This window comes from Bradyrhizobium sp. SMVTL-02 (assembly GCF_051853005.1).
Taxonomy (GTDB): domain Bacteria; phylum Pseudomonadota; class Alphaproteobacteria; order Rhizobiales; family Xanthobacteraceae; genus Bradyrhizobium.
On the sequence record NZ_CP182469.1, the window covers coordinates 7,916,758 to 7,938,872 of the forward strand.

The window sequence follows — 22,115 nt, forward strand, 5'->3', positions numbered from 1 at the left end:
TCACTCATGCATTGGACGGTTTGTTCCGCAGAACGCTTCTGTCTCCGGCGTGAAAGTTCCGTCGCGTGTCGCGCAGATCGACTGGAGGCGCCGGACGGCGCCTTCATTGCCTTGCCGCGCCGCGTATTGATACCAATTGACCGCCGCGTCGCGATCTTGCGCGGTGCCTCGGCCCGACATCAACGCGTCGCCCAGCGCAACCTGCGCTTCCGCCATGCCTCGCTCGGCGGCCCTCTGAAACCATTCCGTCGCCTTCGTCACGTCAGCCTCGCGCCCCTGTCCCTTCCCGAGCATCACGGCAAGGTTGTACTGCGCAACCATGTGTCCCTGCTCCGCAGCTGCCTCGTACCAGTTCACACCCTCTGCAAGATCCAGGCCCACTCCGGCGCCCGTGCAGTACATGACGGCGAGCTGGAATTGCGCCGCCGCATGCCCCGCGCGCGCCGCCTTGGCCATCCACGATGACGCTGCCTGCGCATTCCCCACGCCGCTCTTCGGATCCAGATGAAGAAGTCCCAGCATGTACTGCGCCTCGACATGACCGGCATCGGCCGCGCGCGTGAGCCAGGGAGTGGCGCCTGGCATATCGGCGGTCCCGCCGAACCTGCCCATCTTCAGGGCGCCGAGTTGAAACGCCGCCGGAGGATGACCGGCCTCGGCGGCCTCTCCCAGCAAGGAGTGCGCGCGTGCAACGTTATCCTCGGACGCGTCACGAGAAAGCAGGAAGAGCGCATAAGCGGTCTTGGCGTCAGGATCTCCGCTACCGGCGGCCCGGCTCAGCCATTCCGACGCCATTTCCTGATCTTTGGGAACGCCCGCACCGATCGAATAGAGCTTTCCGAGTTGCACCTGTGCGGCGCTGATGCCACCATCTGCGGCACGCTCGAACCATTTGATCGCTGCCTCCACGTTGCGCTGAACGCCGGAGCCGTTGAGATAGAAGATCGCAACGTTGAATGCTGCAGTGGCATGACCATTTTCGGCCGCGCGCTCGAACCATTTCGCGGCTTGACGGATGTTGGGGGAGACACCGACACCAGTCGCATAGAACCGGCCGACGAAGAATTGCGCCTGCACATCGCCGCGCTCGGCTGCCTTCTCGTACCAGACCGCCGCTTCCCGCAGATCGGGCTCGGCGTCGGCTCCGTGCGAATAGAATTCCGCGAGCGCCTGGATTGCCGGAAGGTAATCCTTTCGCGCCGCCTTGCGCAGCGCAGTCTCGGCCCGATCGAGGTCTTTGGCTACGCCCTTTCCGCCGAGCCGTAACATACCGATGTTGTAGAGCGCGATCGGATCATCATGCGCGGCCGCACTCTGGAACAGGCGCGCCGCTTCGGTTGGGTCCTCGGAGATACCGGCGCCCTTCAACGTCATGAATGCGAGCGCAATCTGCGCCCTCACGTGATCCTGCGCGGCGGCCTTGCCATACCAGATCGCAGCCTGCGCGAAATCGACGGGTACGCCGCGTCCCTGATAATGAACATCGCCGAGCGCAAACTCGGCCGGTGCAAACTTCTGATCGGTCGCCGCCTGATACCAACGAATTGCAGCAGCGAAGTCCTTCGTGCATCCCTGCCCCCCGCTGTAGAGATTGCCCAGGATGGTCTGAGCTTCCGCTTTGCCGACTTCGGCCGCGGCCGATATCCAGCGAAACGCGGCACTAATGTCCCTGGCGACACTGGTCCCGTGCGGAAATACTAGGTGATGCACATTCGATGCGGTATCGCCCAATCGCGCGGCGGAGGATTGACGCCAAGTCTCCGGCCTATTCGGTCCGAGGGTGGCATTGACTCCGTACAGATAGATCAGGCCGAGCTGATACTGCGCCTCGACGTGACCTCGCCGCGCCGCACGTTCGTACCATACCACCGCATCCGGGATACTGCCTACGACTCCCTTGTTCTTGGCGTAGAGCATGCCGATCCGATAGTCCGCTTCCGCGTCACCGTTTTGCGAATCGCGCTTCCAGAGCTTGAGCGCCTCCAGATAGTGACCGCGCTCGAACGCTGCCTCTGCCGGACCAAGCCGCCTTTCGTCGGATCCGGAAGATGCGGGCCGAAGCCACTGAAGAAGCGATCGGGTCAACGGCATCATGGCTCACGCATGGCCTCCTGGATGCCCTTCAGCATTCCGCCAAGCAGATACATTCCGACCGCCCGCGTGCCGACATGGACGTCTCCCGCAAGTGTCATGCCAGGAATCAGGCGGAAGTAGTTCGGGACATCCTTGAAGTTGGTCGAGTCCACCGAGCACCGCGCCTTGTAGTAGGCATCGATAGGTTTCCCATCGTCGTCGGTGGTGAAGGCGCCCTCGCTGATCCAGCGTACTTTGCCGTCGGCTGTACCATGCTCCGCGGCATTGAACGCGTCGATCTTCATCGTGCAGGAGTCTCCGGGCCGGATGAAGCCGACATCCCGCGAGGCGAGACGAATCTCGGCCTCGAGCTTGGTGTCGGTCGGCATCAGCGTAATGAAGGGATCGCCAGGCTTCAGGACCGATCCGACCGACAGCCTTGCCATCGTCAACACGACGGAGTCCTCGGCGGCAGTCAATCGGACCAGATCCTGATGCTTGAGGGCCTTCTCGTAAGAGGTTCTCGCCTCGTCGAGCTTGTTGCGGGTCGTCACCAGATCCTGGCTCAGCTGCGCAAACCATTGCTGCTTGAAGGCGTCACGGTCCGCGATCGCCGCGGCGAGCGTATTCTGGGCTTCGATCAAGCTGTTGTGGGTGTTCTCCAGGGTCCGCAGCAATTCAAGCCTTGTATCCTGGGAGATAAACATGTTGAGCTGCGAGCCCGTGCCGTGCTCGGCCAGCGTCGTGCGCATGGTCTCGATCTTCTGCAAGATCTCGTCACGCTGCCGATATCTCGCATCGTCCCCGCGAAGCTTCACCATGGTTGCCTGGGTCTGCTTGATCTTCGAATCGAAGCTATTGATCTGCGCGGTATATTGCGCCGTCCGCTGATCATAGAGCGCCTTCTGCAAGGCTGCGTATTTCTGGTAGTCTGGGTCCGGCTTGTTCGCAAAGACCAGCGGATGCGGGTTCAGCTCGGCTTCATCGCGCGCCACCTGAGTCTCGAGGCTAGCGATCTGCAACTTCGCCTGGGTTAGGTCAGCCGACGTAAAGGTCGCATCCAGGGTCGCAATAAGCTGTCCCGGTTGCACCTGCTCGCCTTCCCGCACGTCAATCGTCTTAATGATCGATGGATCCAGCGCTTGAAGGACGCTGATCTGTCCCACCGGCACGATCCGCCCCCCAACGCTGGTTATGACGCGATCTATCCGCGTCAGAGCCAGAATGGCAACGATCGCGACAAGGAAGGCCGAGAGCACAAACAGCGTTGCTCGCGCGACCAGAGGCTCAGCCTCCTCTCGGATCGCATCCGTTTCCGATTGAAATTGGCGAACGGTCGCAAGCGCACCATCAGGAGACAAGCGTCGGGCTCCCGAATCTCGGCCGTTCGTTGCGGACTGCCGGCACCAAATGCTTGTTCTGCTGATACCACAGCGAGCTGTAGATATCGTTGCGCGCCAGGAGCTCCTCATGCCGCCCGATATCGTCAACCACACCACGATTAAGCACGAGAATTGCGTCCGCCTTTGTCAGGGAAGACAGGCGATGCGAGATGATGATCAGCGTCCGGCCATGCGCGATGCGCGTTATGTTGGCGTTCACGATCGCCTCACTGTCGGCGTCGAGCGCGCTTGTCGCCTCATCGAGAATCAGGATGGGCGGGTTAACGATCAGCGCACGCGCGATCGCAAGCCGCTGCCTCTGCCCTCCCGAGAGGTTCGGCGAACCTTCATAGATATGCGTCTCGTAGCCGCGCGGCAGCTTATCGATGAATTCTTCCGCACCCGCCAGCCTCGCCGCCGTGACCACATCGTCGAACGACGCGTCCGGCTTGGCCGCGGTGATGTTTTCGCGGATGGTCCCACTGAAGAGAAAATTTTCCTGGAGCACGACACCCACGTTACGACGGAGATGGTCGATGTCGTACTCGCGAACGTCAATGCCATCGATCTTGATCAATCCGTCATAATCGCAATGCAGCCGCTGCAGCAACCGCGCAAGCGTGGTCTTGCCAGATCCACTCCTGCCCATCACGCCTAAAGTAGTCCCTAGCGGAATCTCGAAGGAGATGTTGTTCAGCGTCGGCGATAGCGCTCCCTTGTATTTGAAGGTGACGCCGGAGAACTCCACCTTGCCCGCTAGCGGCGAACGCACGCCATGGCCGGAACGTCCCTCTTCGGGAGGAAGGTTGACGAGATTGCCGACGGTTGCAACCGCACTTCGTGCCTCGTCGTATTGATTGATGAGCTGCGCCATCTGCATCAGCGGACCCGAGACGCGCTGTGACAACAGCAGGAATGAGAACAGCGCGCCGATATAGACCGGGTCGTTGCTTTCGAGCGCGAGATAGACGCCGAGCGCATAGGAGCCACTGACGGCCAGCCGCTCCAGCGGACGCACCACCGACTGGATGGCGTTTCCGGTCATGCCTTCCACGAGCCGGGCCTTGGCAAGTCGTGCGACCAGAACATCCCACAAGTGGCGCTGCCGCGTATCGAGCGCGAGGGACTTGATCGTCCGGATGCCATTTAAGGTCTGAACCAAAAACGCGCCCTGCGCGCCCTCCGCGGCCAGCACGGCAGTCGACGCCTTGCGGTAATTCGGCAACATTAGGACGAGCCACGCGACGATGAAGGCCGACAAGGCGAGCACCACGAACGTCATGACGGGGCTGAAGAATAACATGACGGGCAGGAAGAACATCAGCGTCGTAGAATCGAGAATGGTGCCGAACAATTGCCCAATGAGGAACGAGCGGATGCGAAAGACTTCGCGAATGTCGCGCGCGACGAGGCCGACGGGCGTCTGCTCGAAATAATCGATGGGGAGATTGAGGACCTTTTCGAAGACGTAGGTCGACAATTTGACGTCCAGCCTGGTCGTCAAGCGATGGACAAGGAGCTGTCTCAAGAACGAGAACGCCGCCTCGAAGGCTATGACTGCCAGCATCGCGACGCAGAGCACATAGAACGTGTTGTACGCCTTGTAGAAGATCACCTTGTCCGACAACAGGCGCCAGAACATGATCGGCGCCAGGCCGAGCAGCCCGAGGATCACAGCGGCAATCGCGACGTCGCGGACCATGCGGCGTTCGCGGAACAACAGCGCGGCTACGAGGCCGAAACTGAACGGCTGCGCTTCGTCCGATATCTCGTAGCTGCGCTTAATCAGGACCAGATCGCCGGACCAGATACCTTCAAAGCGTGGTTGGTCGATCACGAGCAGCGCGTCTTCCGCGGCATTCGGGTCCCTCAGCACGATGCGTGTATTGTGGGCGTCTCCCTCGACACGCAGGAGTACCATGTGGCTCCCATTGCGAAGCCGAATGATGACCGGTAGCGCCTTCTTCAGATGAGACAGCCCGCTCCAATCGAGCTTGACGCACTTCGCGCGCATGCCTGCTTTCTCCGCACAGCGGACAAGCTGATGGAGTGTGACGTTCTCTTCCCGCAGAAGGTTGTCTTGGATGAGCTGTGAGGACGTGAGGTGCAGCCCGTGCTGTCGTGCGACGATAATCAGGCACGCTAGTGCCGATGCGGGCGCCGCATCGGCCAGGTCTCGTTCATCGGCGCGGTGGACGGTCATTGGGGCCAAGCGATCTGCCATTGTGTTAAGGCGTTACATTCAACCATCAATATAACATTGAGCGGTAAAAAACCAGCCTCACTCATCGTTAAATTGTGAGGGGTGGCTGGCCGCACTCACCAATACCTCAGGCATTGGCTTCCTGGAAATTGAAGCCGTACTCTAACAAAGACCTTCGGATGGCCTCGTCGTCGGCCTCGGGCATCAGCGCGAGCGCACAGACCTCGAAATTTTGGCTGCTGACCGAAACGGTTGCAAACCCGGCCATCAGCAGGAGACTACCGAGTCGCTCGGCCGTAAATCCGGTGCGGTGGGCCATGTGGACGCGCCCCTCCTCAATGGCGCGCGAATGGCCATAGAGCATGTCCAGCGGCCTGATCGGCCCCGCCGGCGAATGATAGGCTATTGCGCCGATCCCATGCTGGGCTATGAAGTGAGCAACCGATTGCAGATCCGGGCTCATGATCAAGGCGAAACCATCGGGCTTGAGGATCTGGTGGAATTGCCGCAATGTAGGATAGACCTCGTGGGCATACAGGTGCTCGAGCACATGCGATGTCCACACCGCGTTGAAGGACTGAGGCTTGAACGCGCCACTCAACTCAAGGATCGAGCCGATCACATCTGGTTTGACGCCGGGGTCGATGTCGAATCGGGTCTCTTCCCAATCATGGTTGAGCATCATCCGGGCGATGCGCTGTGCCGTACCGGGTCCTGAGCCCGCGTTGAGCAATCGCTTCATCGTGAGAGACCAATCCGTGCCCGCACCGCGCGGTGAAAGGGCCAGATGATAGCATTAGCAAACCACAACACAGCCACCAACGAAAGGACATCCTCATAAGATGCGAAAGCGCTGAGCTCAAAGGCAAAGCCCCGCCATGAGCGGGGCTTTCTCAGCGCAGCTTGCAGGCGCCGATTCAGACCTTCGGCAAGTGCACGTCTCCATCGGTGAAGTGGAGATATTCGACGCCACTGACCACCACCGTCTGGCTGTCTCCGAAGTGCAGCGTGTAGGAGTTCGTCTTCTCGTCGACATCGACCTTGGTGACATCAAAGGAGGAGCGATCGGCGAAATCCACGGTGTCCGAGCCTGCGCCGCCTATAATCGTATCATTTCCGGTGTGGGTCTGAAGATGGAATGTATCGTTGCCATTTCCTCCCTGCAGCGTCGAGTTCGCTCCTGACTCACCATAGACCCAGAAGACGTCATTGCCGTCACCGCCCGCAAAGACATCGCCCTGAACGCCAATTAGCGTATCGTTGCCATCGCCACCGAGAAGCGTGCTGTGTCCCGACGATAGATCTCGCAGAATGTCGTTGCCGCTGCCGCCTTCGAGCACCTGAGCGCCGGTGCCCGCCTCAAGATAGTCGTTACCGCTGCCGCCATCCAAAGTGTCGTTGCCGCCGCCACCGTAGATACTGTCGTTGCCTGCGCCGCCGAACAGTGAGCTGTTACCGTGTCCGCCGCGGATCGCGTCGTTGCCGCTACCGCCATAGACCGTGTCGTTCCCATAATCATATAGGTTCACGCTATCGGAACCTTTTCCCATGGCGATAAACACATCATTATGCCCGCCAATCACATCGAGCGTCTTGCCGCCAGCGTCGTCTAAAATAATCGCCTTCAGGTTTGGCGTGGTCTCGACGGTGGTCGACTGCGTAATGTCGAGGATCTGAACGCCTGCTGGAACAGCCCCTCCGAACGGTCCAGACTGAAACGCAGCCTTCGAAGTATCCCCAGGATGATCGCTGTACACTCCGCTACGTTCTAACGAGTCGATCAGTGCCGACCTAACGCTCGCCTCAATGTGATTTCCGTTATGGTGGAGAAACTGGTCCAACTCAGTTTTCGTCAGGTAAGATATAGCCATTGGAGGCCCTTTCGGTTCTTATTGAGGACGACGCCATGCTCCGGGTCACGTCAAGGAACTTCACGCTGTGACATCCAGTCGCCGCGCGCGATTGGGAAGATAAGAAACCCGCAGCATATGTTATGTTCAATGTTAAGATTGTGAGTAGTGCGTGTCAAGGACGAAAAAATCCAACTGGCCGCACTCATTTCACCGAGCTTAGCGTCGCAAGTTCGGCGATCTGCTTGCGACTCCGGAGGTTCCGAGCCAACACTCCGGGTCGGGGAGGGATATTGCTATCCCCAGGAAAGGCTGGATCAGCCCTTTGCCTGATGAGATCCCCACCAACGCGACCCCCTCGCTGAACGTTGGATAGCTTCTGAAGTGGTTGCCCGCAGCAAAGTCGCTTATTCTGCGCAAGAAAGGCCATATGAGCTATACGTCGATGTCAGCTCGGCACGTGACTAAGCGCGACTAGGTTGCGATGTGCTTGCCCGAAAGAGTCACGATGCTGAACAATCATGTGACGGAGTCACTGATCCATCGAAGGTCCTTGCGCAACAACCACTTGCCGGGCTATCCAGATCATTGAGATGAAGATGTCAAGACGGAATGCAAGGACGATGTTCGCCATTTGCTACCCAAACACACATTGCGATTGGCGCCCTTCTGCCGGTCCGCTTCAGCTGATCATCACGATGGTCAGCAGCCCCTCGGTCTTCTTCGTCTCGGTTGGGCTAGTTGGGCAATTCCGCCATTCGGGAGGTCTCCGCCGGCAACCCCGTTCCTGCCTAGCTCCCAAGTTTTGCCCCCCGCCAGAAGGCGCTTCATCGTCTTCAACGCTTTCGCTGGTAGCGTTAACAACGGGGCTGTATGATACCTTTGTAGGTTAGCAGACGTCCTTGTATGTTATTTGACAGCACCCGCCCCTCGGTTCAAGCCGGCGGCGAGTTACTTTGTCTGAACCCGTTCTAGTCCGAATGAAAAAACATTCTCATCAAGAGATTAAACTGAAACTCGCTCAGGCGGATGAATTGGCTCGAGCAGGCAGCTCCCAGGTGTCGATCTGTGAGGCGCTTGGCGTGAGCGTTATGACGCTCCATCGTTGGCGGAAACTGCCGCTCAGCAAGGACGTGGGGCAATCTTCAGAGGGGCCTAACGCGGGCAGGGATCCGCCTCCTCCTCATGTTAGCATGGATGAAATGCGTCGTGCGTTGGAAGAGCTTACGGTTGAGAACCGGCGCCTCCGCAAACTTGTCACGGATCTGATGCTTGAGAAGATGACACTCGAAGAGGCTTCGGCACCCAGCTTTGCGTCTCGCCGAGTACACGATCGCTAACCCGAGCTTGTTCATCTCTTGCTCCAAAAGTTGATGCGCACTTCGGCTCCGGTCTCCAGCAGATCGGTCGCGAATGTGTGCCCGCCGCGCAGCATCGGATCCTTCAATATCCGACCTCTGTGCGCACACTGACCCGCCGAACTGATCTTCCTCCATCTCGACACCGGGGTGATATATCCGGTGCGGAATGGAGCCGAGGTTCGGTTGCAGAAGCAATCGAGGAGGGCGGTGATGTCGCGCTGGCCCGTACAAGTTTTGGGGATCTCCCGATCGCTGTCGAAGTAGGTCGGGCCGGCGTTGCTGGAATGAATGTTATGCGGCCCTCCTGACGTGGGCAACGGGCTTGATCGTCATGCTGTCGTCGTGAGTTTGAAGGGCCGCTCGCAGAATCCCCAATTGCTTATGTGCCTTTAATTGTCGGAAGCTCTTGTTGGCCTCGATCATGCCGGCCGCAAACCCAGCCCTAGGCCGTACCGGGATCCCGCCGGCGTTTGACGTTGGGCGACGTGAAACGGCGAATGGTGCTCCATGATGTTCTTGGCGATGTTGGTCTTCGGCAGCTTCAACCGGACGACGGTCAGGTGAAATGGACCCGCGGAGCGGGACCGCTTGAACCAGTTTGTTAGTCGCCCGTGAACAAGGCTCTAAGCGATTGAGCGGGAGTCTGCTTTCAGATTTGAGACGGCTTGAGATTGCAGGGGTTGGGAGGTGCTCCCCGGCAAGGTTGATTGGGACTGGATCGGCGGCGAGATCGCGCCGCTCTACAGCGAGAATGGTCGGCCGGGGATCGAGACCCGCTTCATGATCGGGCTGTTGTTGTAAGGGCGACCGTCGGCTTGAGGATGTCAGGCGTGGCAAAAGAGGGCCGGGCGTTGAGGGCCGCTGCTACAGCGATATCTCGTTCCGGCGCTGTGGATGCTCAGGTCTGTGCCTTTCGGAAAGTACTGCCGCAGCAACCCGTTGGCCGCCAAGATCGGGGAGCTGACCCTGGAGAGTCGACGTGCACCGAACCAGATCACGCAGTGGAAGGCCCAGCTTCAGGAAGCGGCGGCCGATGTGTTCGCAGGATGTCGGGGGCATCGAGATCGAAGCCGAAGGCCATCTGGCCAAATATGTGGACCAGCAGCAGTCGCTGGGTTTCAGTTCCGTGTCCAGCAAATCCTGCTGAAGGGCTACGTCAGCTTCGCCGAGGAGCACGGCGACCGGCACATCAGAAGTGCCCGGGTCCTGGCATGGGCCGCACGAGCGCCGTCAGCGGAGCAGCGCCGCAACCGGTTGCTTACCGCGCGGCGGTTCGCGCTGGCGATGCATGCCGAGAATCCGCGCCATCAGGTTCCAGCGGCGGATGCACTCGGCCACGCTGTCGTCAAGCGGCGATCGCCTTATTCTATAGTGCGGACGAGATCGCACGATTGCTTCGCGCTGCGGCGGCACTCCGGCCGGTAGATGTGACTGCCGTTAGCTCGCCGGCGCGTCGCAGCCGCGCGAGAGAAGCGGCATCCCGGCGGTTGGTCTTCACACGATCGCCCGGCTTCCTCGGGATTAGCGATGGCGCTACCACCGTGCATTCGTGGCCGAGCGACCGGATCAGGCGATATAGACCGTAGCCAGTTGGGCCGGCTTCGTAACAGAAGTGGACGTGGTCAAACCGGTTGGCAATCCGCCCTATGACGCGGCGCATGTTGGTGGTGGAAGCATCCACCTCACCGAAGAACCGAACCTCCCCCTCCCGGCCTGCATCCGCAATCGCGACGGCATTTCTCAGCTTGGCTACATCGATTCCGACAAATGCTTCTCTATAATCTGCCACGGCTCGTCCTCCTGTGATGAGGATCGGCTCGGTACGCCCGAGCCGATCCTCGGACGCGCAGTGTAGGGCGAGCCACCTCACCCGAGAGCCGGACATACGGTCTACCACTAGACTAGAAATGTCATCGGTGAGAGGACAGCTAGGCTGGCCTGATCGCCCTATGTTCGACCCGCCGGAGGCGCGGTCGATGGTGGGGACGCCGCCGGATAGGCTCGGTTGCTCGGCTTGCCACGCTTCTTCGACAGCAGTGCCGCAGGACCTCCGATCCGATAGGCCTTCAGCAGCCGGAATGCCTGCCGCGATGTGACCGGAAGCAGTTGCGCTGCCATCGCACTGCAATCCGTTCCGCCACAACATCCCGCAACACATGCACCCGGTCGATCTCAGCCCGGCTCATCGACAGCACCGTCATCACTCAAAATCTCCAAGCCTCCTGCCTTAGCCTGAACGCATCTAAGCCGGGCCGGCAAGGGCCCCTGCCCCGCATTGATGGCGCCTTTTGGACGCAGCCAAGTGATTTCAATGATCCTTCGGGTGCTATGAATCGACGGAACGAGAAGTCCTCTGGTCCCTTGTCGCATTCGAGCGGATTCGGGTCGTAGAGCCCTCCACATCATAGCCGCTGAAAACAGCCGCCCACCATCAAAGGCGGCTGTGATCGTCTTGCGCCTGACGGCTGGAAACAGGAAGGGCAGAATCGTATCGTCGACCATGGCCGGTGTGGTTGCCTCGATGATGTCAGCGCAGAATTGGTCTCAGCAACCGAATCTGACGTCCCATCAGCGGGTTAAACCACACTCGCCTCGCAGCCACCCACAGGCCATTCATCAATAAAGATGGGCTAGATACGGCCGAAAGCCGCCCACACCCCGTTTTCGCCGTCCCAGCTGCCGCGGCTTGCCGCCTTGGAGTACTCCGTGGCGCGCTGCTCGAAGAAATTGGCGTGCTCGACACCATTGAGAATCTCGACAAGCCACGGCAATGGATGCGCCTTGAGCTGGGTGAATCCGCCCTCCTTGGCCTCGAAGAAGCCGAAGACCGGGGCAATCCGCAGCTGGGTCAGTCGCCAGTCGGCGACATAGCGGACGTAGGCGTGGATCTGCTCAGCTCGCATGCCCTCGATCTTGCCGAGGCCGAAGGCGAGATCGACGAAGTTCTCCTCCAGCTTCACCATGGTCTTGGCGACGTCGACGATGTCGTCACGGACAGCGCGCGTCACCGCGCCGGTTTCGCGGTGCCATTCGTGAAACAGCTTGATGATACCCTCACAATGCAGACTCTCGTCGCGCACTGACCAGCTTACGATCTGTCCCATGCCGTTCATCTTGTTGTGGCGCGGGAAGTTGAGCAGCATGGCGAAGCTCGCGAACAACGCCATGCCTTCGGTGAAGGCGCCGAACATCGCCAAGGTCCGAGCGACATCGGCCACGCTGTCGACGCCGAACTCGTGCATGTAGTCCGCCTTGGCGCGCATCTCGGCATAGCCGCGGAATGCCTCAAACTCGGACTTGGGCATGCCGAGCGTCTTGAGCAGCAGCGCATAGGCGTCGATATGAACCGTCTCCATGTTGCTGAAGGCCGCCATCATCATCTGAACAGTGAGCGGCTGGAAGATCGGGATGTAGCGCTTGAGATAGTTGTCCCCGACCTCGATGTCCGACTGAGTGAAGAAACGAAAGATTTGGGTGAGCAGCGCGCATTCGCTGGCGGTGACGCGGTCCGACGCCCAGTCCTTGAGGTCGGCGCCGAGCGGCACCTCCTCGCCCATCCAATGGGTCTGCTGCTGGCGCTTCCAGAACTCGTAAGCCCAGGCGTAGCGATCGACATCATAGGTTCCGGTCGCGTCGAGCAGCCCCACTCGTCCCTTGCCGATCAGCGTACGCGGATCGACGGCCGAAAGATCGATCACTGACATGCAAGGCACTCCTCATAATCAGTACGCTGTGGCTGCGGCGCCGCCACCTTGTCGCTGTCGCCGATCTTGCCAGCGAACGCCGCGCGCGAGATAGACTTTGAGCGGCAGTAGTAGAGGCTTTTCAATCCGCACTGCCATGCCGTCCAGTGCAGCATGTGAAGGTCCCATTTATCGACATCGGCTGGGAGATAGAGGTTGATCGACTGGCTTTGGCAGATGAACGGGGCGCGGTCGGCGGCAAGCTCGACGATCCAGCGCTGGTCGATCTCGAAAGCGGTGCGAAAGATCGCTTTCTCGTGCTCCGACAAGATGTCGAGACGGGCCACCGACCCTTCGTGTGCTATAATCGACTGCCACATCGCCGAAGTGTCGGCGCCCTTCGCCGCAAGCACTTTGGCGAGATGCGGATTACGCACCGAGATGGCGCCGGACAATGTCTTATGGGTGTAGATGTTGGCCGGGATTGGCTCGACGCAGGCGCTGGTGCCGCCGCAGATGATGCTGATCGAGGCGGTCGGCGCGATCGCGATCTTATGGCTGAAACGCGCCATCACGCCGCGTTCCAGGGCATCCGGGCACGGACCACGCTCGCGCGCGAGCGTCACGGATGCCGCGTCGGCGTCGCGACGGATTTTTCGGAACATGTTCAGATTGAACGACTTGGCCATGACACTTTCCATTGGAATGCCCTTGGCCTGCAGGAAAGAGTGGAAGCCCATGACGCCGAGGCCGACGGAGCGCTCACGCAGGGCAGCGTAGCGGGCACGCTTCATGCCGTCCGGCGCCACCGTGATGAAGTGGCTGAGCACGTTGTCGAGGAAGCGCATGACATCCTCGATGAAGGTGGGCTCCTCACTCCACTGGTCCCAGGTCTCGAGGTTGAGCGACGACAGACAGCAGACCGCGGTGCGCTCCTCGTCGCGATGATCGATGCCGGTCGGCAGGGTAATTTCGCTGCACAGGTTGGAAGTCGAGACCTTGAGGCCCAGCTCGCGCTGATGCTTGGGGAGCGCGCGGTTTACGGTGTCGATGAACAAGAGATAAGGCTCGCCAGTCTGGAGCCGGTTCTCAAGGATGCGTTGCCACAGCTGGCGGGCATCGATCTGGCGGACGACCTCGTTAGTCTTCGGGCTCCGTAGAGCGAATGCGGTGCCGGCGCCCACGGCACGCATGAACTCATCGGTGACGTTGACGCCGTGATGCAGGTTGAAGCTCTTTCGGTTGAAGTCGCCGGACGCCTTGCGAATCTCGAGGAACTCCTCGATCTCGGGATGGTGGATATCGAGATAGACCGCCGCCGAGCCGCGCCGCAACGAGCCCTGGCTGATCGCCAGCGTCAGGCCGTCCATGACGTGGATGAACGGGATGATGCCTGAAGTGACGCCGCCCTTCACCTTCTCGCCGATCGAGCGAACATTGCCCCAGTAGGTGCCGATGCCGCCGCCGTTGGAAGCAAGCCAGACGTTCTCGTTCCAGGTACCGACGATGCCTTCGAGCGAGTCCGCCACCGAGTTGAGGAAGCAGGAGATCGGCAGGCCGCGCGTGGTCCCGCCGTTGGAGAGCACCGGTGTGGCCGGCATGAACCATAGCCGGGACATCGCATCATAGAGACGTTGGGCATGCGCAACATCGTCCGCGAAAGCGCAAGACACCCGCCCGAACATGTCCTGGTAAGTTTCGCCGGCGAGCAGATAACGGTCGGTCAGCGTCAGCTTGCCGAACGACGTCAACAAGTCGTCGCGCGACGGATCGAGCGTGAGGTCGGCCGGCTTTGGCGATGGCGCGAGGGGCCACGGCAGCGGAGCCGGCGATGGCGAAAGGGGCACCAGACACGGCTCAGGCGCCGCAGGCTTCGCCTGCGCTAGGCGCGGCCGCACACTCGGTGGCGCGACGAGATGACCACGCTGATCGAAATCGTAAGACGGCGACATCGGCAACCCCGCGATGTTAGGCGCCGGGGCCGCGCGGACGACTTGCGAGGAGAGCTGGCAAGTGTGCCCGGCTGCAAGCGCCCCACCGGGGCACCCCGCCCGAGGACTTTCGTTCAGTCGCGGCAGGTCTCCTGGCTCGCGGGTCGCTGGGGCTGTCGGCCTTCCCAGCGCTGTCGCGCCAGTGACCATGATGACAACCGCTCGCCGCTTACAGTTGCGGGGGCAGCCTCGGAATAGCCGTTGCCGGCGCACCGGGTTCCCTCTTAGCTTCCATCCTACGAGATGCGGATTGGAAGACCGTGACGGACTACATATAGGCACCGCTCGCAGAGATTCGTCAAGGCGGCGCCGTCAAGTTAACGAATTGGAGCAGCCCCGAGGTCAAGGTTCGGCGAGCGCTTGTCGTGGAGATCTCGCGCCAAGTCGCAAAGGCTCGCTCGCGCGAAACACGACGGAAATCGGCAGTGACGGCTCCGAGAGAGAGGATGTGGAAAAGGTTCGCGACCTGAGCATGAACTGACAGAAAAGTTGAGCCTGACGGGACGATTTGAAACGCTTCATGATTCGATCGCGTCGACCCGGCGATGTCCGCTGTAAGTGCCTCCCGTCGAGTCTCTACCCCTCGCCCTGGCGGGGGCTTGGCTCGGGGAATCACTTTCCAAACCGAAAGTGCCTTATGTGATGGGCTACGCGACCGTCGGGCTCGCAGGCGGCGTGGTCGCGCGCTTTGTTCACGATTCCAAAAGCTGCTTGGTTTGCCTCCATGAACATCGGAAGGACGAGAAACATATGTCCAAACCGCGTCTCGATAATACCGGAATCGTCACGCCGTTAGGGTGCAATGCGCCTACATTCACCGGAGGAGGCTTTGATCTGCAAGAAGTATCGCTTGAAGTCGTTCGCAGTGCGGTCGGATTGCTCTCAGAAGGAAAGTACGACCCCGGCACCTGGCAAGTGTCTATCCTGACACTGCAAGGCCAAAACGGAGTACGTGTGCTGCCACGCTGGGAGCATTTGATTGCCCCCCCACATCCACGCTGTTGGGCCGGGGAATGAACGTCTTGCTTTCTTCGCACGTGATGCGGGCAATGTGCAAACTTGCTTGCGAATTTGTCCCCCTCGAGAATGGCGGAGTTCTTCTCGGCTGGCGCGCGGGGAAAGACCGGGTGGTAATCGACCTTCGCAGTCCGGCCCGCACGCCCTTCACGGGCGACACTGTTTCGTGCCCGATCACGCTTGGCAGGTCGCGGAGATTCGGCGGGCTTTTCAGGATACCGCGGGTGACGTTGATTACCTCGGCGATTGGCACTCGCATCCGGTGGCGCCGCGGCAATGAGCGATCTGGACTCGGCTACGCTGCGGCGCATTGCTCGCCGCGTGAAGGAGCCGCTCATGCTGATCGTGGCAGGCGGCGAGATCAATCAAGACTGGTCGGCGCGTTGTTGGAAAGGGCGCATTAATGGGCGATTTCTGAGGCGCCGCTTGGAGGCACAACCACAGGAGCTAAAATTGTTCGATCCGCCACACGATTGGGCAACCGTCCGTCACGCTGTATGAGCCGACGCTTGGCGTGTAAGTCGCTCGGATGAATTGGACCAGTTCGGAACAGAGCTGGCCCCGGTTGTTTGGACAGAATTTCCGCGTTGATAGGTGGAGCGTCTGCCGTGGTTAGGCTGCCATGCGGAGCGGCAGCGAGTTGAAGTAGGCTTGATCCGGAGTGCCGCCGTCAAGGCTCGAGTGAGGACGCCGGCCATTGTACAACAACGTTTAAGAATGCCCACAGGACCGTTTTTCGCGAGGTTCTTTATCGGCATCATCCTTGGTTTGGTCGCCGAGTTTGCGTTCATGGGACCGTCGATAAGGCTGACGATGTCGTTTTCCGCTGCAACCTGGACGGCGCGCAAGCAGATCGTTGGCTGGAAGTTCCAGCATGGATGTTCGAGCGGACGGCATGCCCTGACGCTGAGCCTTTGACAGCTCATCCGCTTGTTAGCATCGATGCACTTACCGCGCTTTCTGCGCTTCTCGATCTGGCGTTGAAGGATCGAACGCCATCAGCTGTCCTGGTTTCTGGCGCATCCAAAGGCTCTCACCACCAGAATCGGGGAGCGACTCATGTCACGCCAGACGGCAATGCCAGGGAGCGGATGCCGACACAATCAAAAACCGCGATTGCAGCGGCAGATGGACCTGTTCGGGAGCGGCCTGTTGAACAGCGCCATCGGCGCGCCGGCATGGTCGGAGCTGCCGGCGGAAGTACGGGCGGTCCTGACGAGTCTGATCACGCAGTTAATCCTCGACCACGCTGCGGCGACGGCAACGCCGCGCGCAAAGGAGGTCGGTCATGATCTGTGACAAAGTCAGGCCTCATCATCTCGCGCGCAAGGCGATTCTTTACGTGCGTCAATCCTCAACGCATCAGGTGTTGCACAATCGCGAGAGCAGCGCGTTGCAATACGCCATGCAGGACCGGCTGACGGCGCTCGGGTGGTCAGAGATCGAAGTGATCGACGATGATCTCGGTCGTTCGGCCGCCGGCGGGGTCCAACGCGCCGGCTTCGAGCGGATGGTGGCGGAGGTTTGTCTTGGTAAGGTTGGTGCGGTTTGCGCCCGCGAGGTCTCGCACTTCGCTCGTAACAGCCGGGATTGGCAGCAACTCATCGAGATGTGCCGAGTGGTCGATACTGGCCGATCAGGAAACCATCTATGCGCCGAGGCACGGTAACGATCGCCTGTTGCTCGGGCTCAAGGGCAGCCTCAACGAGTATGAACTGGATCTGTTGCGCCAGCGCTCGCTCTCGGCCCGCTACGAGAAGGCGCGCCGGGGCGAGTTGGTTGTGACGGCGCCCGTCGGCTTCGTGAAGGCCGGCGGCCGTTATGAGAAAGATCCAGATCGCAGGAAGCGATCAAGCTGGTGTTCGACAAGGTCGAGGAACTGGGCAGTGCGCGACAGGCGCTCTGCTGGCTCCACGAGTACAACCTCGATCTCCCGGTAAAGCAGTCCAACGGCGATACCGCCTGGCGGCGACCGAATTACTCCGCCATCCACCGGATCATTGAGAACCCGGTCTACGGCGGCGCCTATGCCTATGGTAAGACGGTTGTGGCGGCGGGATACAGCGCCGAGGGCTTGAGCGTGAGGATCCGCCGTAAGGCGCGGAACGAATGGCTGGCGCTGAAGCCCAACACCCACGACGCGTATGTGAGCTGGGAGAGGTTCGAGGCGATCCGCACAATGGTCAGCAGCAACGTTCCCACTGGTCGGCATCGCGGCGCACCCAAGCATGGTGACGCGCTGCTGGCCGGTCTGATCCGGTGCAAGCGCTGCGGCCGCAAACTCACACTCCGGTACTCCGGCATGAAGCACCATATCCCGCGCTATAGCTGCAGCCGCGCCTGGATGGATAATGGCGGCCCTCACTGCATCGCCTTCGGCGGATTGCGCGTCGATGACGCGATCGAGGAAGCGCTGCTTGGCGTCGTCAGTCCGGGGGCTATCGCCGCTGCAACCGCTGCCGCCCAGGAAGCCGGGGACCGGCGCGATCAGGTGCGCGATGCTCTCAGTCGCGACCTCGAAGCGGCGCGCTATGCCGCCGACCGGGCCTTCCGGCAATACGATGCTGCTGACCCCGCGAACCGGCTGGTGGCGGGCGAGCTTGAAGCGCGCTGGAACAGGGCGCTCGCTCACGCGGCGGAGGTCGAGGGCAAAATCGCCACGCATGATGCGGAGATGCCCGCCCCCATTGCTGATCCAGCTTCGCTCGGCGTTCTGGCCTCGAACCTCAGAACGGTCTGGGATGCGCCGACGACGGATGCTCGCCTCAAGAAGCGCATTGTGCGCACCCTCACCCATGAGGTCGTGGCCGATATCGATGATGCTGCCTCCGAGATCGTCCTCGTCGTCCACTGGGTCGGCGGCGTTCACAGCGAGATACGCCTGCCCAAGCGCCGGCGGGGGCAGCGTAACAGCACCTCCGCCAACATCATCGAAGCTGTGCGTCAACTGGTGCTGATCGCCAGCGACGATCTGATCGCCGGTCTCCTCAACCGCAATGGCCTCAAGACAAGGCAACGGTCATCGCTGGACGCGCGAGCGTGTCACCTCGATGCGCTCGAACTATCGCATCCCGGTGTTCAAGCCCGCCGAGGACAGGATCGAGCCCTGGCTAAACCTGCGCAACGCGGCAAAGCTTCTAAAGATTCCGCCCAAGACACTCCGGCTCGCCGCTTAAGCCGGCGGGATCGCAGCCATCCATCCGTGGAACTTCGCCCGAGCAAAGCTGATAACAACTGCTGCTCAATCTATCGCCAAACGAGCGCGACAGAACCCAAGATACCCCACGGGATCGCATCCCAATCAGCAAAACCTCTTCTCTTCAACAACATAGACAGATGGGTGTTCTGATGCGCAGTTGTAAAAGTCGAGATAGCGGCCGATCGAGGCGCGGGCGTTGGACACCGTGTCGTAGGCGCGCAGATAGACCTCCTCATATTTGACGCTGCGCCACAGCCGCTCGACGAACACGTTGTCGCGCCAGGCGCCCCGGCCGTCCATGCTGATGGCGATGCCATGGCTGGCGAGAACGCCGGTGAACGCGGCGCCTGTGAACTGCGAGCCCTGGTCGGTGTTGAAGATGTTCGGCTTGCCGTGGCGAGCGAGAGCATCCTCCAGCGTCTCGACGCAGAATGCGGCTTCCATCGTGATCGAGACGCGCCACGACAGCACCCGACGGGTCGCCCAGTCGAGGACAACAGCCAGGTAGACGAAGCCCCGCGCCATCGGGAGTGGAGTAAGAAGCGCGAGCGCGCTTCTCCTCCGCGAACCGTACGTGCACCTTTCAGCGCATACGGCTCTCTGTTCAAAGCTTGGCCCATGGCCATAGCAACATCATGTCGCGAGCTTGTGCTGCATTTCACTGATTATCAAAGGTCTTCACCTCATTCGGTCAGGTAGTTTGCACTCCAAGCAGTTTGAACTGTTCCCCTTCGCCATGTGGCAGGCTTTCCCTGCCGCGGACTACTACGAGAACTCCGCCAGCATGATGGACATCAGGGTCAACTCCCTTGCGACGCAAAGCATCGTGGGCATTCCATTATGCCTTCCCTCGTTCATATACTGGACGTCATCGTATTGGTGAGGCTGCCGGTCGCAGTCTTTTCCCTTGCTTTCCGCAAGTCGATGCCGATGCCATGGTCTGGCTGCGTTCTTCCCATGACCCCTCGCGAGCGTCCTTACATCTGGGCTCGCGTTCGGATGCCGGCCGTCATATCTGTCCGGCGACATCATCAGCATTCCATCTGTTAAGCCGTGTAGGCGGAGACGACATTTCAGCCCTCAGATGCGGGTGAACCGGTTCGTGTTCCTCAACCTTCCAATACTTCAGCCTCGGGGACCATCTCGGCTTAACGGCTTCGCCTCAATCCCCTTTACCTGCGGGCTACGTCTCCCTGCCAGTTGACGACAGGTCACCGCCGCTTGGGCTCATGTCCCCTCACAGCAGGGAACAAGTCATTTTTCAGTCCTCCTTTCTCTTTTGCATTCCAGTCATACGCTTCCCCAACTGAGGGGCGAGGCGCACTGTAGGTGATGTCGATCGCCCAGACCTGGTTCGGGCGTGTGATCTCCATCCCGCGCAGCAGATACGGATAGATCTTGTGCCCTGGTTCGGGCTTGGTGGTACGCGGCCGGCGGTAGAGCGCCTCTATCCCCATCCGCCGCATCAGCGTCTTGACATGCCGGCGGCCGATCTTGCACCCCTCGGCAGCCAGCAGGTCTCGCAACATTCGCGAACCGGCGAAAGGAAACTCCAGGTGCAGCCGGTCGAGCCGTTGCATGATCGCGAGGTCGGCGGGCGACACCGGACGTGGTAGATAATAGACACTGCCACGACTGATCTTCAAAACTTCCGCCTGTTTGGTGATCGGCAGGTCGTGCTCACGGTCGATCATCGCTTTGCGCTCAGCAGGCCGGCTTTGCTGAGCGCGCCTTCTAAAAAACTATCCGCGGCGCTGCGCTCCCCCTGTGGGATAGAAACGGGCCGGCGCTAGATTGCCGGCCAGAAGGGAGCGGCCGATACGATTTTGGTGGCACGTGACCCCGTTAAAAAACCTGGTCCATGGGTTGTTGCGCACTTGAGAGTGGTGACGCCATGCGGCGATCCCGTTTAGGAATCTGACCAATAGCGCAGCCCAGCCCTTCCGCCGCCGTCAGCAGGAGGATTGGATATATGAACCCAAAAGATCGAAGTCGAGGAACGGTGGTAAGATACGGATGGTGCACCCGAACGCGGGTGCCATCGACGTCGGAGCGACTATGCACATGGCTGCTGTGAGGGCAGATCGCGCACCGGAGCCAGTCCGCAGCTTCGGTACCTTCACGGCCGATCTGCATCGGCTGGTCGACTGGTTTACTGAATGCGGCGTCGAGACCGTCGTCATGGAATCGACCAGCGTCTACTGGATTCCGATTTTCGAGCTTCTCGATGCCCGGGGATTTACCGTGTTCCTTGTCAACGCGCGCGATGCCAAGCACGTGCCGGGGCGCAAGACCGATGTCAGCGATGCGCAATGGCTGCAGCGGCTCCATTCATTCGGGTTGCTGCGGGCCAGCTTTCGGCCCAAAGGCAAGATTGCCGAGCTGCGAGCCTACGTGCGCCAGCGCGAGCGTCTGCTGGAGTACGCCGCCTCACACATCCAGCATATGCAGAAGGCCTTAACGGAGATGAATCTTCAGCTGCACCACTTTGTCGCCGACATCACCGGCGCGACCGGCCTGCGTATCATACGGGCGATCCTTGCCGGCGAGCGCGATCCGGAGGCGCTGGCCTGCTTGCGCCATTACAGTTGCCACTCCAACGCCGAGACGATCGCGAAGGCGCTCACCGGAAGCTATCGCGCCGAGCATCTGTTTGCGCTCGAGCAAGCACTTGCGCTTTACGACGCCTACCACGAGAAGGCATCTGCCTACGACGCCCGGATCGAAGCCGTGTTGAAGGAACTGAGCATCCATCGCGGTCGTGGCCATGGATCAGCGCCGCGGGCCTCGCGGCGTCGGAACCGAACCGATCAGGCGAACGCTCCAGCTTTCGACGTCCGCGAGGCGCTGTTCGCGTTGCTCGGAAAGGACATCACCACGATCGACGGCCTCGGTTCTTACCTCTCGCTGAAGCTGATCGCTGAATGCGGCGACGACCTCTCCTCGTGGCCAAGTGCAAAGCATTTTACCTCCTGGCTGGGACTGGCGCCGAGTAACAAGGTCTCCGGCGGCAAAATGCTCTCGTCCCGAACGCGCCGATCCGGCGGCCGGGCGGCGTCACTTCTACGCCTTGCTGCCGTCACCGTCGGACGCACCGATACTGCGCTCGGCGCCTTTTACAGGCGACTTTCATCGCGCATCGGTAAGGCCAAGGCCGTGACCGCCACGGCCCGCAAGATCGCAGTTCTGTTCTACAATGCTGTGCGATACGGAATGGACTATGTCGATCCCGGGGCCTCGTCCTACGAGACGCGCTACCGGACGCGAGTAGTCAGCAATTTGCATCGGCGTGCCAAGGCATTCGGCTTCGTTCTCCAGCCCTTGGAGCCGAACGTCGGCAATGCCGTTTCTTAGGA

Annotated in this window: 13 protein-coding genes, 6 pseudogenes and 1 riboswitch; of the genes and pseudogenes, 6 read left to right on the plus strand and 13 right to left on the minus strand. The window is 60.5% G+C overall.

The window, feature by feature from the left end:
- From ACNJYB_RS37945 to ACNJYB_RS37965, 5 genes are all read right to left on the minus strand, one after another.
- A complete protein-coding gene (locus ACNJYB_RS37945; RefSeq protein ID WP_439371699.1) occupies positions 1-2,094 on the minus strand; it encodes a tetratricopeptide repeat protein in 2,094 nt (697 codons plus the stop codon).
- On the minus strand, positions 2,091-3,434 hold the full coding sequence (locus ACNJYB_RS37950; RefSeq protein WP_439371700.1) for an HlyD family type I secretion periplasmic adaptor subunit: 1,344 nt from the start codon (positions 3,432-3,434) through the stop codon (positions 2,091-2,093). The genes ACNJYB_RS37945 and ACNJYB_RS37950 overlap by 4 nt, the downstream gene beginning before the upstream one ends.
- Entirely contained in the window at positions 3,424-5,658 is a 2,235-nt protein-coding gene (locus ACNJYB_RS37955) for a peptidase domain-containing ABC transporter (protein WP_439371701.1), read from the minus strand. The genes ACNJYB_RS37950 and ACNJYB_RS37955 overlap by 11 nt, the downstream gene beginning before the upstream one ends.
- Positions 5,659-5,785: 127 nt before the next feature.
- Positions 5,786-6,400 carry a class I SAM-dependent methyltransferase gene (locus ACNJYB_RS37960; protein WP_245312186.1) on the minus strand — a complete coding sequence of 205 codons (615 nt, stop codon included), beginning with the start codon at positions 6,398-6,400 and terminating at the stop codon, positions 5,786-5,788.
- Between the two features lie 175 nt (positions 6,401-6,575).
- Positions 6,576-7,499: a calcium-binding protein gene (locus ACNJYB_RS37965; RefSeq protein ID WP_439371702.1), complete on the minus strand. Its 924-nt coding sequence runs from the start codon at positions 7,497-7,499 to the stop codon at positions 6,576-6,578.
- 989 nt (positions 7,500-8,488) lie between these two features.
- Here ACNJYB_RS37965 and ACNJYB_RS37970 point away from each other — a divergent pair.
- Entirely contained in the window at positions 8,489-8,848 is a 360-nt protein-coding gene (locus tag ACNJYB_RS37970) for a helix-turn-helix domain-containing protein (protein WP_439371703.1), read from the plus strand.
- 312 nt (positions 8,849-9,160) lie between these two features.
- Here the strand turns inward: ACNJYB_RS37970 and ACNJYB_RS37975 are convergent.
- The 6 genes and pseudogenes from ACNJYB_RS37975 to ACNJYB_RS38000 all read right to left on the minus strand — a co-directional run.
- Positions 9,161-9,429: pseudogene (locus ACNJYB_RS37975) on the minus strand (IS256 family transposase); the annotation flags it as partial.
- A 218-nt stretch (positions 9,430-9,647) separates the two neighbouring features.
- Positions 9,648-9,810, minus strand: a pseudogene (locus tag ACNJYB_RS37980) (IS30 family transposase); the annotation flags it as partial.
- A 488-nt stretch (positions 9,811-10,298) separates the two neighbouring features.
- Positions 10,299-10,658 (minus strand): annotated as a pseudogene (locus tag ACNJYB_RS37985) (IS110 family transposase); the annotation flags it as partial.
- Positions 10,659-11,499: 841 nt separating this feature from the next.
- Positions 11,500-12,573, minus strand: coding sequence for a ribonucleotide-diphosphate reductase subunit beta (locus ACNJYB_RS37990; RefSeq protein WP_439371704.1), 1,074 nt, complete (start codon positions 12,571-12,573; stop codon positions 11,500-11,502).
- Positions 12,564-14,399, minus strand: coding sequence for a ribonucleoside-diphosphate reductase subunit alpha (locus tag ACNJYB_RS37995; protein WP_439371705.1), 1,836 nt, complete (start codon positions 14,397-14,399; stop codon positions 12,564-12,566). Before ACNJYB_RS37995 ends, ACNJYB_RS37990 begins: the two co-directional genes overlap by 10 nt.
- 209 nt (positions 14,400-14,608) lie before the next feature.
- Positions 14,609-14,821, minus strand: a riboswitch (cobalamin riboswitch).
- A 20-nt stretch (positions 14,822-14,841) separates the two neighbouring features.
- Positions 14,842-15,080 (minus strand): annotated as a pseudogene (locus ACNJYB_RS38000) (hypothetical protein); the annotation flags it as partial.
- 756 nt (positions 15,081-15,836) lie between these two features.
- On the opposite strand from ACNJYB_RS38000, the gene ACNJYB_RS38005 reads away from it, so the two are divergent.
- From ACNJYB_RS38005 to ACNJYB_RS38020, 4 genes are all read left to right on the plus strand, one after another.
- The gene (locus ACNJYB_RS38005; protein WP_439371706.1) at positions 15,837-16,061 is read left to right on the plus strand and encodes a hypothetical protein; all 225 of its coding nucleotides are present in this window, start codon (positions 15,837-15,839) and stop codon (positions 16,059-16,061) included.
- A gap of 558 nt (positions 16,062-16,619) precedes the next feature.
- Complete coding sequence (locus ACNJYB_RS38010) at positions 16,620-16,859, plus strand: hypothetical protein (RefSeq protein WP_439371707.1); 240 nt, start codon at positions 16,620-16,622, stop codon at positions 16,857-16,859.
- The gene (locus ACNJYB_RS38015) at positions 16,849-17,229 is read left to right on the plus strand and encodes a recombinase family protein (protein WP_439371708.1); all 381 of its coding nucleotides are present in this window, start codon (positions 16,849-16,851) and stop codon (positions 17,227-17,229) included. The genes ACNJYB_RS38010 and ACNJYB_RS38015 overlap by 11 nt, the downstream gene beginning before the upstream one ends.
- Before the next feature lie 189 nt (positions 17,230-17,418).
- Entirely contained in the window at positions 17,419-18,909 is a 1,491-nt protein-coding gene (locus ACNJYB_RS38020) for a recombinase family protein (RefSeq protein WP_439371709.1), read from the plus strand.
- Here the strand turns inward: ACNJYB_RS38020 and ACNJYB_RS38025 are convergent.
- Positions 18,862-19,299, minus strand: a pseudogene (locus ACNJYB_RS38025) (transposase); the annotation flags it as partial. The gene ACNJYB_RS38020 and the pseudogene ACNJYB_RS38025 overlap by 48 nt on opposite strands.
- A 785-nt stretch (positions 19,300-20,084) precedes the next feature.
- A pseudogene (locus ACNJYB_RS38030) lies at positions 20,085-20,501 on the minus strand (IS3 family transposase); the annotation flags it as partial.
- Between the two features lie 274 nt (positions 20,502-20,775).
- On the opposite strand from ACNJYB_RS38030, the gene ACNJYB_RS38035 reads away from it, so the two are divergent.
- A complete protein-coding gene (locus ACNJYB_RS38035; protein ID WP_439371710.1) occupies positions 20,776-22,113 on the plus strand; it encodes an IS110 family transposase in 1,338 nt (445 codons plus the stop codon).
- Positions 22,114-22,115: the final 2 nt, after the last annotated feature.